Annotated in this window: 12 protein-coding genes; 3 read left to right on the top strand and 9 right to left on the bottom strand. The window is 37.5% G+C overall.

Annotated elements, in window-relative coordinates:
- The 3 genes from ACFIKE_RS05115 to ACFIKE_RS05105 all read left to right on the top strand — a co-directional run.
- Positions 1-1278, top strand: a 1278-nt coding sequence (locus ACFIKE_RS05115; protein WP_375648566.1) for an autotransporter domain-containing protein, incomplete at its 5' end; no start/stop codon positions are given.
- A gap of 681 nt (positions 1279-1959) precedes the next feature.
- On the top strand, positions 1960-6201 hold the full coding sequence (locus tag ACFIKE_RS05110; protein ID WP_375648565.1) for a right-handed parallel beta-helix repeat-containing protein: 4242 nt from the start codon (positions 1960-1962) through the stop codon (positions 6199-6201).
- 123 nt (positions 6202-6324) lie between these two features.
- Positions 6325-7053: an autotransporter domain-containing protein gene (locus ACFIKE_RS05105; RefSeq protein WP_375648564.1), complete on the top strand. Its 729-nt coding sequence runs from the start codon at positions 6325-6327 to the stop codon at positions 7051-7053.
- A 664-nt stretch (positions 7054-7717) separates the two neighbouring features.
- Here ACFIKE_RS05105 and ACFIKE_RS05100 read toward each other — a convergent pair.
- The 9 genes from ACFIKE_RS05100 to xseA all read right to left on the bottom strand — a co-directional run.
- Complete coding sequence (locus tag ACFIKE_RS05100; RefSeq protein WP_375648563.1) at positions 7718-8500, bottom strand: ABC transporter ATP-binding protein; 783 nt, start codon at positions 8498-8500, stop codon at positions 7718-7720.
- Positions 8487-9371, bottom strand: coding sequence for an ABC transporter ATP-binding protein (locus tag ACFIKE_RS05095; protein ID WP_375648562.1), 885 nt, complete (start codon positions 9369-9371; stop codon positions 8487-8489). The genes ACFIKE_RS05100 and ACFIKE_RS05095 overlap by 14 nt, the downstream gene beginning before the upstream one ends.
- Positions 9364-10293: an ABC transporter permease gene (locus tag ACFIKE_RS05090; protein WP_375627258.1), complete on the bottom strand. Its 930-nt coding sequence runs from the start codon at positions 10291-10293 to the stop codon at positions 9364-9366. Before ACFIKE_RS05090 ends, ACFIKE_RS05095 begins: the two co-directional genes overlap by 8 nt.
- 2 nt (positions 10294-10295) lie before the next feature.
- Positions 10296-11369 carry an ABC transporter permease gene (locus ACFIKE_RS05085; RefSeq protein WP_015856298.1) on the bottom strand — a complete coding sequence of 358 codons (1074 nt, stop codon included), beginning with the start codon at positions 11367-11369 and terminating at the stop codon, positions 10296-10298.
- 112 nt (positions 11370-11481) lie between these two features.
- The gene (locus ACFIKE_RS05080) at positions 11482-13083 is read right to left on the bottom strand and encodes an ABC transporter substrate-binding protein (RefSeq protein ID WP_375648561.1); all 1602 of its coding nucleotides are present in this window, start codon (positions 13081-13083) and stop codon (positions 11482-11484) included.
- Between the two features lie 365 nt (positions 13084-13448).
- The gene (locus ACFIKE_RS05075) at positions 13449-15074 is read right to left on the bottom strand and encodes an ABC transporter substrate-binding protein (RefSeq protein WP_375648560.1); all 1626 of its coding nucleotides are present in this window, start codon (positions 15072-15074) and stop codon (positions 13449-13451) included.
- A gap of 474 nt (positions 15075-15548) precedes the next feature.
- Positions 15549-15761, bottom strand: a complete 213-nt coding sequence (locus ACFIKE_RS05070) for a hypothetical protein (RefSeq protein ID WP_375648559.1) — start codon at positions 15759-15761, stop codon at positions 15549-15551.
- Between the two features lie 925 nt (positions 15762-16686).
- The gene (locus tag ACFIKE_RS05065) at positions 16687-17313 is read right to left on the bottom strand and encodes a DNA-3-methyladenine glycosylase I (RefSeq protein WP_375627255.1); all 627 of its coding nucleotides are present in this window, start codon (positions 17311-17313) and stop codon (positions 16687-16689) included.
- Positions 17291-18485, bottom strand: a 1195-nt coding sequence (gene xseA / locus ACFIKE_RS05060; RefSeq protein WP_375648558.1) for an exodeoxyribonuclease VII large subunit, incomplete at its 5' end; no start/stop codon positions are given. The genes ACFIKE_RS05065 and xseA, both read right to left, overlap by 23 nt.

The following is an 18485-nucleotide window of genomic DNA, read 5'->3' as shown; positions in this document are numbered from 1 at the left end:
ACAACAGTTTATATCAAAAGCGATACAGGGGATGAAAGTAGTGTAATAAATGCCTCTGATCCTTCCAATATAGGTGGACTTTCACTCATTCAAGTCTCTGGAGAAGCAAAAGAAGACTCTTTCAAACTTGTCAATGGCTATACCACAAGAGGTCGTTTACCTTATAAATATACGCTAACGGCTTATGGACCAGAGTCAAGCCACGGACAAGCCGATGTTGCACAAAATCTGTTTGATGAAAAGAATGAAAATTTCTGGGATTTCCGCTTACATAAAGAAATTCTTGAAACGGATTCTGGTTCTGGTCCAAGTGTGATCGCCCCTGTAGCACAAACGGCCAGTTACTTAGTCATGCCAAATGCTCTCTTCTACAGTGGATTAACAGATATGGCTAAACAAAATGCACTTTTAGCCACAATGAGAACATCTGTCTTAGGAAAAGAAGAGGAAAAACAAACCGGTTTCTTCCTTTACACCTATGGAAGCACAGGAACTTTATCTTCTGAACGCGGACCTCTCAAATATGGTTATGGCGCTGATATCCGCTATGCTGCTCTCCAAGCCGGTGTCACATTAGCAGCAATTGAAGGGCAAAATACCACAACACATTTCGGTCTTGTAGGCACCTATGGGCGACTATCTTTCACTCCAAAAGAGATGCAGGATGCAAGTAAGAGCACATTGGATAAATGGTCACTAACAGCTTATGGCAGCGTGCAGCATGACAGTGGTTTCTATATGGATACACTGTTATCCTATGGGATAATAAAAGGAGATATCGGCAATGCCATCAGAGGAAATACCGCAAAATTGAAAAATGCCAAAATGTTGAGTATCTCCACCACTGTTGGCAAAGAATTTGCAACGGGAATGGAAGGTTTAACCTTCGAGCCACAAGCACAAATTGCTTATCAACATTTGATGTTTAACACCATTGAAGATGCTGATAATTTTACTGTTGATATGAACAATCCTTCTCAATGGTTAATCCGTGTTGGTGGACGTTTGACCAAAACCATTTCCACTGAAAACAGCCGTCCTATGTCTTTCTATGGAAAAGTAAACTTGATCAAAACCTTTGGTGATGATGGCACTATCCAGATTGGCAGAAACTTTGACCTTGATCCTATGGGGCCTGCAATTGAAGGCGGCATTGGCATTAATGCGCAACTGTCTCACAATTTCTCCCTTCATGGTGATGTAAGCTATCAACAAAAGCTTCAGAAAACGGGTATAAGTGGTGCAAGTTTTTCAGGCGGCATACGCTATCAGTTTTAAGGAAAGACTGTAAAAATAAGAGTATTCTTATTCTTTTACGCTTTATAACAAAGAGCAGCACAATAGTGCTGCCTTTTTTATATATTAAAGCCGTCTTTCTCTTTTCAAGGACCTCTCTTCATGTGAAAAATGCAGCGCAGAATATTCTTCTACGAAACTTATTCAATCAGATACAATAAACATAACAAGAATCCTCAACAAATTTATGCGACACATTCAAGAAGAATGCTACGCTTTGTAAAAACACATCAAGCAGTATTCTTTATCTTAAACAGAAAACGCGTTTTAAATCCAAAATGAGGGAACTTTTTTCATTTTTGCTTATTGCTCCCAACTGCGCTTTCCCTCCCCTTTTTCCTTAATGTGGAAAAAATTATAACCGATATTATGTACCTTCAACAAAAATCCACATAAGCTAAAATTCACTTAAAATATTATTGCTGAATATTCATTTTATATTTAGAAAAAATATTTAACTATTAAATAATACGCTAAAAAAGAATTATTATTTAAAATACATTTAAATTGAATATAAATTATATTATCATATACTTTAATTTGACAGTTAAAAATAAACAAAATAGGCTAAATCGGTCATTTTATTGAAAACCATCTATTTTCACTTCTTCTTATGAAGTCGGCGGGAAAATGAATGTTGGGGGCTTTAAAAGGAGTGGACTGATGCCTAAAAAATTTCTTCTATCCTGCACAGCAATTGTGGCAGTTGTGCTGTCTGGTATCCATCTTAATGCAGAAGCTAAAAATCTTGAAATTTCAGAAAGTAAAAAAGAAGTTTCCAACGAAACCTATGAAATTATTCGCGCAAAAAAAGGTGGCCAAATTATCGGCAAGCATTTGACGATAATCGGAAACAAAAAAACAAACACCAATATAAGTACAAATACGCACGCTATAACAGCTGAAGGTTCTAACACTACGATTGAATTACTGGATGGTACAACCATTAAAGGAACTGGTTCTAGCATTTTCTTCGGTCTTGTAGCAAAAGATGATGCTACACTAAAAATGACTGGGGGAACTATTACAGTTTCCAACACTGGCGCTAAATTCTTGAACAGTAAGAATGCTGAAAACAAGCTAAAAGATATAATAATATCAAGTGGCAAAGGCAAAGCACCACTAAATTTTGCAATAGTTGCAGACAAAGACAGTGAAGTCACTTTAGAAAATCTAAAAGTGAGTAAGGCAATGAATAGCGTCGTCGCAAATAATCAGTCTAAGGTCACAATCTCTGGAGGATCATTTGATGCAAAAGGCGCATCAATACATGCTCTAAGCAGCGGCACGATTACTTTAACTAACAATGCTCAAATTACATCATCTGATAACGTTGGTCTCTACGCAGAAGGCTCAAAAGCCAAGATCACAATGACGGGAGGAAATATAACAGGAAAAGATGCCGCATTATCTGCAACCAAAGGTGGCCATATTCAAGTCACAGACGTGTCCTTAAAAATAATAAATAGCCCAACTTTCACTGTCAATGCTTACAATTCTGATACCATAATTGAGTTGCTCGGAAATACAACCATTAGCGGTGATGGAGGTGGACTTTTTGCAAAAGATAATGCTATGATCAAAATGACTGGGGGATCCATTAACGCTTCCTATATTGGTGCTAGCTTCAATAATAGTAAGAACGCTGGAAACAAGCTAAAAGATATAATAATATCAAGTGGCAAGGGCAAAGCACCACTATCCGGTGGTGTATTTGCATACAATGGCAGTCAAGTCACTTTAGAAAATGTAAAAGTGACTAAGGCAATGAATAGCGTTACTGCAAATAATAAATCTGAAATCACGGTATTGGGAGGATCATTTGATGCCACAAAGGCAGCAATATCTGCTTACAATGGCAGTCGCGTAACTCTGACCAACAATGTTCAAGCTACATCATCTCATGGCACTGGACTTCATGCAACAGATTCAGAAACCACAATCGAAATGACGGGAGGAAGCGTAATCACAGAAAAAATGGCGTTGGTTGCAGAAAACGGTGGACATATCAAGGTCACGGATGTTGCGTTAACAGCGACGAATGATAAAATCGGAACAGTTGTCGCCGGCGGTCCGAACAGCATGATTGAATTGCATGGGAATACAACAATTAAGAATGCTGTAGTCGGTCTTCATGCACAAAACAGTGGAATGATAAAAATGATCGGAGGGACCATTACAGCTTCTGAAACCGGTGCTGGTTTCTACAATAGTAAGAGCGATGAAAACAAGCTAGAAAATGTGAAAATATCGAGCAGTAACGATAAAGAGCCTAAAATCACAGGAATAGGTGCCGACAAGGAAAGTAAAGTCACTTTAGAAAATGTAACAGTTACGCAGGCAAAAAGCGGCATAGCTGCGAATAATCATTCTAAAGTAACGGTTTCTGGAGGATCATTTGAGGGGAAAACCTTAGGAGTATACGCTGGAAACGGTAGTAACATTACTTTAACTAGTAGTAAAAAAGGCAATGTGCAAGTTACATCATCATCATCGAATAGCAAAGGACTCTATACAAATGGTTTACATTCTACCATCACAATGACGGGGGGAACAGTAACCGGAGAATTAGCATTAAATGCAGAAAACGGTGGGCATATTAAGGTCACAGATGTTTCTCTAACAACAACAAATGGCAATGGGGGAGGAGCAGGAGTTGATAGCGCTAATAGTATGATTGAATTATATGGAAATACAACGATTAAGAATGCTACTGTCGGGCTTTTGGCAAGTAATGATGGCGTAATTAAAATGATAGGGGGAACCATTACGGCTTCTGCAACTGGTGTTGGCTTCGTGAACAGTAAGAGCACCGAAAACAAACTAGAAAATGTAATAATATCAACCGGTAAAGATAAAAATTCAGGCAACGGAATACGTCTAGAGAAAGAAAGTAGACTCACTTTAAAAAATGTAAAAGTGACTCAAACAGGCAACAGCGTAATTGCAAATAATCGTTCTAACATAACAATCTCTGGAGGATCATTTGATTCAAGCTATGCAACAATATGTGCTCAAAACGGCAGCAGCATCACCTTAACGGACAATGCTCAAATTACGTCATATGATGAAGCAGGACTCTATGCACAAGACTCAAAATCCACGATTATAATGACAACAGGAAGCGTGACAGGAAAATATACAGCCTTAGAAGCAGATATAGGTGGCCATATTACGGTTACAAATGTTGCTTTAAAAGCAACTAATAATGGCAGTGGTGTAGCTGCTGGTGCAGCTTCCTCTGGCTCTAACAGTGTGATTGAATTGCTTGGAAATACAACAATCAGTGACGTTAAAATCGGAATTGATGCGCAAAACGATAGTACAATCAAAATGATCGGAGGAACAATTACTGCTTCCGAATCTGGCGTTCATTTGTTAAAAAATAAGAGTAATAACACACTGAAAGATGTAACGATATTAAATAGTAAGGACAATGCACTACTGATCAACGCAATAATTGCAAGAAGAAGTGCCATTACTTTAGAAAATGTAACCGTTCCGCAAGTAATCAATAGCATAATTTCAGATAATGGTTCTCAAATAACAGTTTCTGGAGGATCATTTAACGCAAAAGGTGCAGCAATATCTGCCATAAACGGCAGTACCATTACTTTAACTGACAATACTCAAATTACATCATCTGACGACGCTGGACTCTATGCAAAAGACTCAAAATCTGTCGTTACCGTAACGGGAGGAACAGTACAAGGTAAAACTACTGCATTATCTGCCCAAAATGGTGGACGTATTAAAGCCACGAATGTTACTCTAATAACAGCAGATAGCAACGGATCCGGTGCGGAAAGCCAAGATGTTGGCAGTTTAGTTGAATTATATGGCCATACAACGATTAAAAATGCTGAGATCGGACTTTCTTCAGAAAATGGCGGGATGATTAAAATGATCGGAGGAACAGTGATTGCCGAAAATAGTGCATTTGTTGTAAATAATAATGGACATATTGATGTGACAGATGTTTCTGCCACAGCAGAAGATAGAGGTATAGCATTTGAAAAATCCAAGAACAATAAAACATCAGAAATCAATTTAACCAATACAAAACTTCACATTAAAAATGGTACTGGAATTAATGCAAATGAATCAATTGGTAAAGTCAATCTCAAAAATTCAGAAATCCGTGCCAATGTTTTATTAGTAACCGAAGCTTCAACGAAAAAAAATGATTTCACTTTTACACTAAACGCCAATCACTCCATCTTAGACGGCAAAGTGAGCACCGAAAAAAAATTCAAAACAATCTTTGATTTGCAAAACAATACGAAATGGACATTGAAAACAAGCACAAATAAAAAAAGCCAGAACGAACAACTGCTTGATATTGCTCAAAGAGTACGTTCTGATATTTCTGTCCTTAGCATCAATGACAGCTCTATTGTTTTTGAAGAGCCAACAGAAGATCATTATCACACGTTGCACATAGGATCTGGCAGACCAAATACTAAAAAAGTCTACAATGCTACAGGAAAAGCAGAAATTCACTTCAATGTCGAATGGAGTGATAGCGCTGCCGTAAACAAACAAAAAGCTGACCATCTTCTGATTCACGGTGATGTTTCGGGAACTACACTGATTTATATCACTGGACATTTAGAAAAGAACAATATTAAAGCAGATACTTCTGCTCTTACCAGTGTACATGGTCTTTCACTCATTCAAGTGTCTGGAAAAGTAAATCAAAACTCTTTCAAACTTGCAAATGGCTATATCACAATAAGTGGTTCACCTTATAAATATATACTGAAAGCTTATGGACCAAAATCAAACCACAGTAAAACAAATACTGAACAAAACCTTTTAGGAGAAAATAAAAATTTTTGGGATTTTCGCTTGCAACCAGTACTGCTTGATAGCGACTCAAAAGTAAAAAACATCGTGCCATAAATACAAACTCTTTGATCATGCCCTGTGCTCTCTTGTATGCTGGATTGACCGATATGGCTAAGCAAAGTGAACTGTTAACCAATATGTGAATATCTGTCTTAGGGAAAGAATAAGACAAACGGAATGGCTTCTTCTTATACGCCTATGGAGAAACAAGAGTTTTATTTTTTGATAAGTAGTGCTCCTAGTAAATATGGTCATAGCAGTGCTCATCTTCGCTATGCTGCTCTACAAGGATCTGTTAACTTTGTCGCGCTAGAAGGGAAAAATATCTACAACACATTTTGGTCTTATAGAAACCTATGGACAACTCTCTTTGCACTCCAAAGAATATGCAAGACAGCAAGTAAGAGCATATTGAATAAATGGTCATTTCACTCACCGCCTATGGCAGTAAACAGCGTGACAGTGGTTTCTATCTTGATACGCTGTTTATCCTATGGGTTCCTAAAGGGAAAGATCACCAATGCCCTCATTAATACAACCGCAAAATTGAAAAATGCAAAAATGTTGGCGATCTCCACAACTGTTAGCAAACAATTTGCAACGGGTATTCAAGGCGTAACATTCGAACCACAGTCACAGATTGCCTATCAACAGTTGATGTTTGATACCATTAAAGATGCTGATAATCTGACCATTGACATGCAAAACCCTTCTCAATGGATGATCCGTGTTGGTGGACGTTTGACAAAAACCATTGCCACTGAAAACAGCTGTCCTATGTCTTTCTATGGAAAAGTAAACTTAATCAAAACCTTTGGTGATGATCAGACATTCCATATTGATAGGTATTATAAACGTGACCCCACGGGAAGTTTCGTTGAAGGTGGGCTTGGTATTAGTGCATAATTGTCCGCTAACCTCTCCCTTCATGGTGATGTCAGCTATCAACAAAAGCTTCAAAAAACTGGTATAAGTGGTGCAAGTTTTTCAGGAGGAATACTCTATCAATTTTAAATCAAGACTGTAAAAATAGCCTATCATTCTATTCAATTAAAAAAAAGGCAGCATATTGCTGCCTTTTTGGTTTATTATAAGCTGTTTTTAAGCGCTTTTTTAAATAGAGAACAGCAAAATATTTGAAGACTGTCATTAACCATTGGATGTTTTTTACAAAAAATTCTTTTTATAAAGAATAAAACTGTAAAAAAGAGAACAACCAAAAACAAAATGATATTGTAAAATAATGAGAAGCTTTTCTAGAAAATACAACGTTACTATCTTTTGTTATTTCTCACAAATTTAATGCTTAAAATCCCAAAATAAAACTTTTGAACATAAAATGATAAGTAAAAATAATGCAATAATATCAAACAAAGAGATGTATGTTATAAGTCATTCGTATATTTCAAAATGGGAGTTCTAATAGGATTTAAAATATTACAGCTCAAACACTGCCCAGAAAATTCATACTGAAAAAATCCTATTATCCCCTTCCCTCTTAACAATGCCGCCAAACATCTCCAGAAACTTCAAAACAAATAAAATTGCATTTTCTCTTCTGTAAAATTGATCATGCTCTTTGCTCTCTATGGACAATAGGCTCTATACTTGCTTCAAAAAACTCCTTTGTATAATCGTGTTGCGCATGTAAATTACGCAATTCATCATTGCTAAGCTCTTCAAGAATAATCCCTTTATGCATAATTCCAACACGTTCACAAATATGTGCAACAACAGCAAGATCATGGGATACCATCAAATAAGTAAGTTTTTTTCTCGCTCGCAACGATTTCAACAAGTTTAAAATTTCAGCCTGTACCGACACATCCAATGCAGATGTTGGCTCATCAAGCAACAAAACCTCTGGTTCAATAATTAAAGCACGTGCAAGAGCAATACGCTGACGCTGTCCTCCAGACAGCTCATGAGGATAACGATAAAGAAATGAAGAATCTAAACCAACGGAATCTAAAGCATCCTCCACCCGCTCTCTTTGATTATCCATCCCATGGATTTTGAGCGATTCAGAAAGAACCGTATGGACCATTTTTCTTGGATGCAGCGAAGCATAAGGATCTTGAAAAACCATTTGAATACAGCGTAAAAAATCCTTACTTCTTTTCTTTTCAACTTCTTGTCCAGCAAAAAGGAACTTTCCACTATAATCTGGAATAAGCCCCACCAATGTATTCAAAATTGTTGATTTTCCACATCCAGATTCACCAATCAAACCATAAGCTTCACCACGCTTAATATGAAAATTAACATTTTTAACAACTGTTACTGCCTTATGTCTATGACCAAAAGTTACAGATAAATTAGAAACATCAATAATATTCTCACAATTTGTCATGAGGAACCTCCTCAACACCATTAACAATCGTAGGATTATGTAACCAATCAGGATCACGCTCAGGAACAGCCAAAACATCAACAGGATTATCAAGCCGTGGCAAACTCGCGAGCAATGCCTTCGTATAAGGATGACAAGCGTGAGACAAATCAGAAGCAGGCAACTCTTCTAACACACGGCCTGCATACATCACCAAAATACGATCACAAAAATCAGCAATCATATTCAAATCATGACTAATGAAAATAAGTCCCGTTCCAGATTTTGTCACAAGTTCATCTAATACAGATAAAACTTGTCGTCTGACCGTAATATCAAGTGCAGATGTTGGCTCATCGGCAATAATTAAATCAGGTTTTGGAATGAGCATCATTGCAATCATCACACGCTGCCCCATCCCCCCTGATATTTCATGAGGAAATAGGCGCATCACATGTTCAGGATCACGAATATGAACAGATTCTAACATAGATATAGTTCGTTCGCGCGCTTCAACTTTTGAAACGCGGTAATGAATACGGTAAGCCTCCATAATCTGCTCACCAATCCGTATTAATGGATTAAGTGAATATTTTGGGTCCTGTAAAATCATTGAAATACGCTTCCCGCGGATTTTTCGCATCTGAGGTTCACTTGCGGTCAATAAATCAACATCCTCAAAGCGCATTTTTTTAGCTTTAACAATGGCTGCTCTTGGACTCAATCTTAGTATTGCGCGCCCAGTCATCGATTTTCCAGATCCCGATTCACCAACAATTCCAATTTTTTCTTTTCCAACAGAAAAACTAACGCCACGCACAACTTCTGAAATGCCGCGCGTTGTAGGAAAAGAAATACGTAAATCTTCTACTTCTAATAATTTATTATCCATTGCGTGGATCCAATACATCACGAAGACCATCACCTAAAAGGTTGAAAGCAAGACTTGCAAATAATATTGCACAGCCTGGTATTGCCGCCAACCACCAATTTGTCATCATAAATTCCCGCCCTGAAGAAAGCATCGCACCCCATTCAGGACTTGGAAGTTGAGCTCCCAACCCTAAAAAACCAAGACCAGCAGCCGTTAAAATAATTCCAGACATATCTAAAGTTAATCGTACAATCACTGAAGGAATACACATGGGCGCAACGTGAAACAAAATTATTCTCCAAGCAGAAGCCCCTTGCAAGCGAACGACAGAAACATAATCAGAAGAACGTATTGTCAAAGTCTCAGCACGTGCTAAACGTGCAATTGGGGGCCATGCTGCAATTGAAATTGCAATAGAAGCATTTTCAATCCCTGGTCCCAATGCAGCTGAAAATGCAAGAGCTAAAATCAAACCTGGAAAAGCAAGAAAAATATCGACAATGCGCATGAGAACAGTATCAACCCATCCGCCCATATAACCAGATACGGTTCCAACAATAAGCCCTATTGGACCTACAATAATGGTTGTAAGAAAAACAACATAAAGAGTAATACGGGAACCAAAAACAAGGCGACTAAAAATGTCACGTCCTAATTCATCTGTCCCAAAATAATGCGCCATAGAGGGTGGCTGCAACCGATGCCCTAGATCATTGCTAAGAAAATCATGCGTAGCAATCCAAGGAGCAAAAAATGCACATATGATAATAATACAAATAATAAGCAGACCAAATACAGCCGAAAAGTTATGAAAAAACTTAACCAGTGCGTGATAAATTCTTTGTATGTTCGCCTGAATTATGGAGCTTGGAACAGGGTCGTTTAACCAACCGCCAAAAAAAGATGATGATTGCGATTTATGATGATTACTTACTGTCATATTCAACGTGTCCTTGGATCAAAAATGCGATAAAGCAAATCAGAAAATAAATTAATGGCGACAAAGATAAATCCTACAAGTAAAGTACATCCTACAACTGCATTCATATCTCCGGCTAAAAGAGCATTTGTCAAGTAATGTCCAAAACCAGGCCAAGCAAAAACTGTCTCCGTTAAAACAGCCCCTTCTAATAAAAAAGCATAAGAAAGCGCAACAACGGTAATAACCTGAACAGCAGCATTCTTAAAGGCATGTCCCCATACCGTTCGCGCCCACGATAACCCCTTTACACGTGCAGTAATGATATATTCCTGATTAAGCTGCTCAATCATAAACCCACGAGTCATACGGCTAATATAAGCCATAGCACCGAAAGCTAAGATCAAAGCAGGCATAATAATGTGACTAAAAACATTACCAAAAGCCTCCCATTGTCCTTGGCTTGCAGTATCCCAAAGGAAAAATCCTGTTTTTGGTTCGAAAGAATATTCATAAAGAAAATCAATACGTCCTGGACCACCAACCCAGCCAAGCTTGGCGTAAAATATTAACAAAGCCATTAAACCGAGCCAAAACGTTGGAGTAGAATAACTTACAAGTGTAAAAACACGAACAACATAATCAATAAATGAATCGCGATACATTGCTGCAAAAACACCAAATGGAATTCCAAGACTTGTGCCAATAACAATAGCAACGGTTGCAAGCTCTAATGTTGCAGGAAATACACGCATAATATCAGCTAGAACAGGACGCCCAGAAGTTAAAGCATCTCCAAAGTCAAATAAAAATACATTATGAAGATACTTCCAATATTGAACAATCAACGGCTTATCAAGACCAAGCTTATAATACATTGCATCATAAGCTTCCTGACTGATATTATCACCAAGAATAGACAGAACTGGATCTAGAGGAAGAAGATGACCAAGAAAAAAAGTGATCGTCACCAACCCAAGCAATGTGATAAAAACTGAAATAAGAAGTTTCAATCCTTTGCATAAAAAATCCCATAAAAATAATCTTTTCTGCTTTTCTGATACAGCTCTTTCAGTCTCTGAAAGTGGCAAAACCATTATAAAAATCCCCTCTGTAGCGACAAAACATAAAGCAAATACCTTTTTTTATATAACAAAACAACCTCTTATTAAGCATGTTCTACAATCCTTCTCTATAACATGCTTCTTTTTATTTTTCTGCTTCATTGTAATAAAGTCTATAACTGTTCCAAATCCATTTTTTGACATCAGGTCCCATACCAACGGTATAATATGTCTGAAATAAATAAACCATAGGACCATGCTCTAGCACATAATGCTGTAAAGTACGATATTGCATGATACGCTTATTGGGGTCTTTCTCAAACAAAGCATCCATCACCATGTTATTAATATTTTCATCATAATACCCAGCGCGCCAAGCCAAATACATATTGTGCTTTTTTGTAAATGTTGGATCAGGATTAAACACGTGATTTAATGAGGCAGGATGTCCATCAGGATCGGCACTCCCCCACCCCATAATAGCAGTATCGTAATTTCCACCACGTACACGGCTCAACAATTGATTTTGTGCCATTTTTTCAATTGTCAGCTCAACACCAATTTTACGTGCATTAGCTTGAATAGACTGTGCAACAGACGACATATAACTAAGGCTTCCAACTAAAAGATTAGCTTTAAAACCGTTCGGATAACCAGCCTCAGTAATCAACTGTTTTGCTTTTTTCAAATCCAACTTAAAAGGCAGCCCTTCTTTTTCATCCAAAGCACCAGGAACACCCAAGGACATATAAGTTGCCCGCGGAATAGCAATCCCCTTCAAAACAGTTTTTCCAAGACCTTCATAATCAACCAAATAACGAAGTGCCAATCTGACCTTTTCGTTTGCAAAAATTGCATTCTTATTATTTAATGATAGATAAATAATCTGGGGGCGCAAAACACGACTAATTTTGACTAGGCCTCCCTTTTTTTCAAGATCTAAAATATCCTCTGAAGAAAGATCACGCGCTATATCCACATCACCTTTTTCCAAAAGAAGTCTTTGACTTGATGAATCTGCTACGTGCTGCACAACAATCTTCTTAATTTTAGGCACATCGCCCCAATAATGCTGTGTAGCCTCTAATACAACTTTATCTCCTGGAGACCAGCTCACCAATTTATAAGGTCCAACACAAGCCGAATGTGTTGCTAAATATTTATTCCCCATATCACCGTTAATACTCTGCGCTTCAATTGTTTTCCGATCAAGCAAAGCAGAAGCATAAGATTGTCCAATAACAGTCAATATGAGCTGAATAGGATAGGGTTTATCTAATTTTAATTGCAAAGTCTTATCATCAAGAGCCTGAATATTTGTTTCAACATTGTTTTTAGTAAACCCATAATCCATTAAAGATTGGGCATAGCTCAATCCTAATTTAATAATCCGCCGCATCGACCATACCAAATCTTGCGCCGTTGCTGTTCTTCCATCATTAAACTTTAAATCATCACGAAGATGAAAAACTATTCTTTTGCCATTATCTAAAACATCCCAAGATTTTGCCATAGCAGGGCGAATTTTTGTAGGATCATGCTCATCATATTGCACTAACGCGCTACAAATATTCGTCAATAACTCACTCGTCACAACTTCAACAGTTTGCGCTGGGTCAAAACTACTCATTGAATCAATATTCCATGCCATCACCAATATATCTTTAGATGAAGCACTAAATGCTGATGTTATAGCCCCATTTAAAAAAGCTGTTATGCCTAATAAAACAGAAAATTTTTTCAACATTTTTTTCCCCATTATATTCTTGTGCCTTTTTCACACATAGTCGTTGTGATTTTGCTCTTTCATCTTTTAAACAGCATAGTATCAAACATCAACTTCATTTAATCAAACTAAGCATCTATAAAATAATTCTCTCATATATCAATCTGCATTCGGGATGCATAGAATCTGTAGCCACAAACAAAGATCTTCTCCAATATAACTTTCTATATTCATCCCTCCTTAATAAACGACCTCCACCATATACAGCACAAATACCCCTCACAGTTTCTTCCTTAAAAAACTGAAGGACTTTTATGTGAAAAAATATTTTCATCATGCTATTATGATCAAACTACTTTTACCTTTGACAACACGAAAAGACACTCTTATTTTTCAATTTTACTATAAAAAATACGCGGTGCACTATTCCAAACCCATTTTTTGACATCCGGTGTCATCGCTATAACGCTATATTGCTGGTAAATAAACGCATAAGGTCCTTTTTGCATAAGTTCACGTTGTAAATCAGCATATATTTGCGCCCGTTTTTGCGGATCTTTTTGAAACAACGCATCTTCAACTTTTTGATTCATCTTGGCATCAAAATATCCATGCTTCCAACTAGGATAGGCAGTGTTTCTAGCCTCAAACCGATTATCTGGATTATAAACAAGACGTGAAGCCATTGTATGAGGATCCGCAGAATCATTATTCCATCCGACAAAAGCCGTATCAAAAGCCCGTGCATTCACTTTTGAAAACAACTGTGTACCTGCCACACGTTCAATTTTAAGACGCACACCCGCCTGCGCAGCACTATCTTGAAGTGACTGAGCAAGTAATAAAGTATAAGAAGTGTTTGACACGAGAAAATTTGCCTCAAATCCGTTCGGATAACCAGCCTCTGCTAAAAGTTGCTTGGCTTTTTGAATATCAAGCTTAAAGGGTTGTCCTTCTTTTTCATCTAAAGCCCCAAAATTGCCAAGAGGAATAAAACTTGCCCGTGGGATACCAATCCCTTTGAGAAGTTTCTCGCCAAGACCTTCATAATCTATAAGATAACGCATCGCCAAGCGCACTTTTTCCTTAGCAAAAATGGGATTCGTCGTATTGAATCCCCAATACATCATGGTTGGCACCAACACTTTTTCAACTTTAACATCTGTTGTTTTTTGCAGATCTGCAAGATCTTCAGGTGTCAAATTACGAGCAACATCAATATCATGTTTTTGCAATAACAAGCGCTGTGTTCCGGGCTCCGCAACATGGCGAATTAAAATCTGCTTTAGTTTAGGTGCTTGTCCCCAATAGTGAGAGCTTGCACGTAACAAAATCACTTCTCCAGGGCGCCAACTTTTTAAATGATAAGGGCCAACGCAAGCAGCATGAGTTTTCAAATACTGATTTCCCAGATCACCGTTTTTTTCATGCTTCATAATCGTCTTACGATCAAGCAAAGCTGTTGCACGACTCGCAACAACATTATTCAGAATGAGCTCTGCTGGATAAGGCTTATCAAATTTCATCACCACTGTTTTCTCATCAACAGCTTGCAAAGCATCATCAACATTTTGTTCTGTAATTCCATATTCATTAAAAATTGCTGCATTAGCCATCTGCAATTTAACAATCCGCTTCATCCCCCAAACAAGATCATTGGCATTGGCTGATCTACCATCGTTAAACTTTAAACCATCACGCAAATGAAAAGTAAGCACTGTAGTATGATCATCACCTGAAACATCCCAATGCGTTGCTAAAGACGGAACTATTTTCGTTGGATCATCTGTCGCAGTACTGACCAAATTATCACAAACATTTCCAATAATTTCACTTGCATAAACATCATTGAGCTGCGCAGGATCAAACGTACTGATTGCATCCAGATTCCAAGCCATCACAAGGGTATCAGCCGGTGTTTTTGCTGAAACCTGTTGTACAACTACTCCCAGTGCCATAAGAGCAGCAACAATAGAGCTGCTACTTTTCAATATTATTTTCTTCAAGTTCATAAACGTTTCCCTTTATTTATTTTTTATTAATTAATGACGCTGAAATAACATGGCAAATTTATAATTATACACATTGAACAAATACATTCTAATCGCCTATACAGAGTCATCTACTTTATAAATTCATTGACTACATCTCAATCAAACCATAGCGAACATGCAATATATGTTTTGCTAACCAGTATCACATTCTTTCATAACCTTTCTTTGCATACGATAACGCCGTATACCAGCCCCATTAATCATCAAAAGGATAAGCCTTTTAGCCTCCAAAATGGTAAGCTTTAAAAAAAAATCATTGCGCAAAAATTTATGAATTCACCACTCTATTACTTTAGGCGGTATTTAAAATAAAATACGCAAACTTCAAAAATTGTCATTCTCCTCAAACACTCAATTTCAAGATGCGGCACATCTTTACTACATGATCAAAACTGCACTAAAACAGCAGAAAGGCATAAGAAAAGATCTTTTCTAAAACTCTACCCCCACAAAAATCTGCTTAATCTTTTGAAAACCAAGTGTCAAAAGTTTTACGTTTTTACCAACAAAACCAAACACGTTAACAAAAATAAAGGAATAATGAGAAGAATCACCCCTTGCAAGCTTTGTCTTTTGAGAGATAAAGATTGCAATAAAAGAATACACACTAAAATGCACTTCTCCATTGATAAAAACAAAATTCATTAGACTACCCCCAAAGACATAATGAATATAGACCCTTCTAAACTTTAGTGTGCATCACTGCTTTACCACGATAAAAATAGAACAGAAAACAACACACTGCAACAAAACTCTTGTTTCCAGCAGAAACATACAGAGCTTCAACTAAGTAATGTAGTGGATACAAGCCTGCGTGAGCTTAATCATTTTCCTAAAAATTGGAGAGCACACGCGGCAAAATCACTCTCTAATAGAAGAAAACTATCAGATAATAAAACCCAACACAAGCAGCTTAAGTCATTTAACTTCAATTTTTCATCACTGCATTTTATTTTTATTCCCTAGGTAAGTACTGAGCAATTGACCTACACATAAATAAACCAACAGTCATACAACCAAAGTAAAATATAACAATGCAACAACATCCCCCCTCTAAAAACCACTTTGCATTCGTCAATAAACACGAATAAAATATTCATTACTTATTATAACGGTCATGTCATTAACAGAAATAAAAACATCTCTTCTGAACCATTTCAAATGCCAAGAACTGTTGCACAACATTGAAAGCTAGTAAAGTGTGTGATGGTGCTGATTTTCTCTTTCATAAGTGTAAAGATAGAGTGCACAATGGATTGACTGTTATACCATTCATGAGCTGCGTCGCAAAATGGGCTTTGGTACACTAGATGTTTCTTTAAAACATACAAGACGTTACCATTATCTCACTTCAGATACATGACAGTTAAGATATCACTCCTTTTTGCATCTGTTTTTTTCATCTTCAAAATTATACCTTTATCGTTTTGAGTGCCAACAACAGTAGGAAATCATTGATATTGTATAGTTCAATTATCTTATACAATGGAGTTGTATAATCTATACATTTATTAAACAATTTAATTATTACCCTATTGATCATTACTCATACAAAAGAACGTTGGCCAATTTATCGACAAAAACATCCTTCAAGATGATCATTAACGATCCCTACGGACTGCATAAAAGCATAACAAATTATGGGACCAATAAATGTCCAGCCACGTTTCTTCAAGTCTTGAGAAAGACGAAGAGAAGCAGGGGTTGTGGGATGAGCCGACAGTGTTTGAAAGTCTATCTTTTCATAACGCTCTGATTGTGGTGGCTGAAAAGACCAAAAATAGCGAGACAAGCTCCCCCACTCTGTTATAATTTCTTGTGCTCTAAGTGCATTATTAAGCACTGATTGAATTTTTCCTTGATGGCGAACAATGTCTTTATTCTGCATTAACATTTTCACCTTTAGCTCATCATAATGAGCAATCTTTTTAAAGTCAAAGTGATCAAATGCAATGCGAAAAAAAGAGCGTTTTTTTAAAATTGTAAACCAAGAAAGCCCCGCTTGGAAACCTTCAAGAGAAATTTTTTCAAACAAACAGGTATCTTCAAAAACAGGTTTTCCCCATTCGTTATCATGATAAGCACAATAAAGTGGATCCGTTCCAGCCCATGCACAACGAACTTTTCCATCCGCTCCCTTAAGAAGACCTTCCGCAAGCATGGCATTAACCGTATTAAAAGAGAGTTCCTTGATCATCGCTTGGCGACTTTATCGGCTTGTGTTTTGAGCGTTTAGCGGAAACAGATTCTTGTGTTGCAACATTGATATCACCATCAAAAAAGCGTAAATTTATGTGCCCCGTTTCAGGAAACTGAGCCAAGCGTTTAATGGGCTTATTCTCTTTCCCCAAAACCAAAACAAAGCCGCGCTCCAAAATATTCTGATAAGAAGTGCTTTTTAAAAGCCTAAATGCAAGCTCCATTCGGGCACGTTTTTTTTCCACACTACGCACAAAAGCACGATGAAGGCGCGCCGTATATTCTTTTGTATTGCGGTGTGCTTTTTCATTATTTAACAAACGTAACGAAAGACGTAAACGAAGAGTATGAAAAGAAAAACGTTTTTTATCGTAGCTTACACAAAGAGCACGCTGTAATCGATTTGAAATTTCATCAAAACCACGCCGTGGTAGAGCGAAAAGTTGGTCGACAGTGGGAAGACCACGTCTGACTGCACGCAACTTTTGTTGATGAAAATCAAAAGAACGTACAAGTCCCTTGCGCAAACGTGCCCCAAGAGACGCAACACACACTTCAAGATCAAGCTTAACGGGAACAGCCTTTTCTGCAGCTCCTGTAGGAGTTGGAGCACGCCAATCAGCGACATAATCAATTAAAGTCCAGTCCGTTTCATGCCCAACAGCAGAAATAACGGGAAGAGCAGAGGCATAAACAGCACGAACAACAGCTTCGTCATTAAACCCCCACAAATCTTCTAAACTTCCCCCTCCCCGTGCAACAATAATAAGATCAGGTTTTGGAATAAGTCCTCCTGGAGCAAGAGCATTAAAACCTTCAACAGCAACAGCTACCTCTCTCCCACTTGTTTCCCCCTGAACACGTACAGGCCAAACCAAAATATGTAACGGAAAACGGTCGGATATACGATGAATAATATCACGAATAACAGCACCTGTTGGTGATGTGACAACGCCTATAATTCGAGGCATATAAGGCAAAGGTTTTTTCTTTGCTTCATCAAATAAGCCTTCTTCCACAAACTTTTTCTTACGATTTTCAAGAAGTGTCATCAAAGCACCAACCCCCGTTGGTTCAAGAGCCTCAATGACAATTTGATATTTCGATGACCCTGGATAAGTTGTAAGTTTACCAACAGCAACCACTTCCATCCCTTCTTCAGGAGGAAAT

The organism is Bartonella sp. MU70NMGDW (assembly GCF_042194085.1).
GTDB classification, from domain to species: Bacteria; Pseudomonadota; Alphaproteobacteria; order Rhizobiales; family Rhizobiaceae; genus Bartonella; species Bartonella grahamii.
Note: the sequence above shows the minus strand (reverse complement) of the source record. Positions and strands in the feature narration are given on the sequence as shown.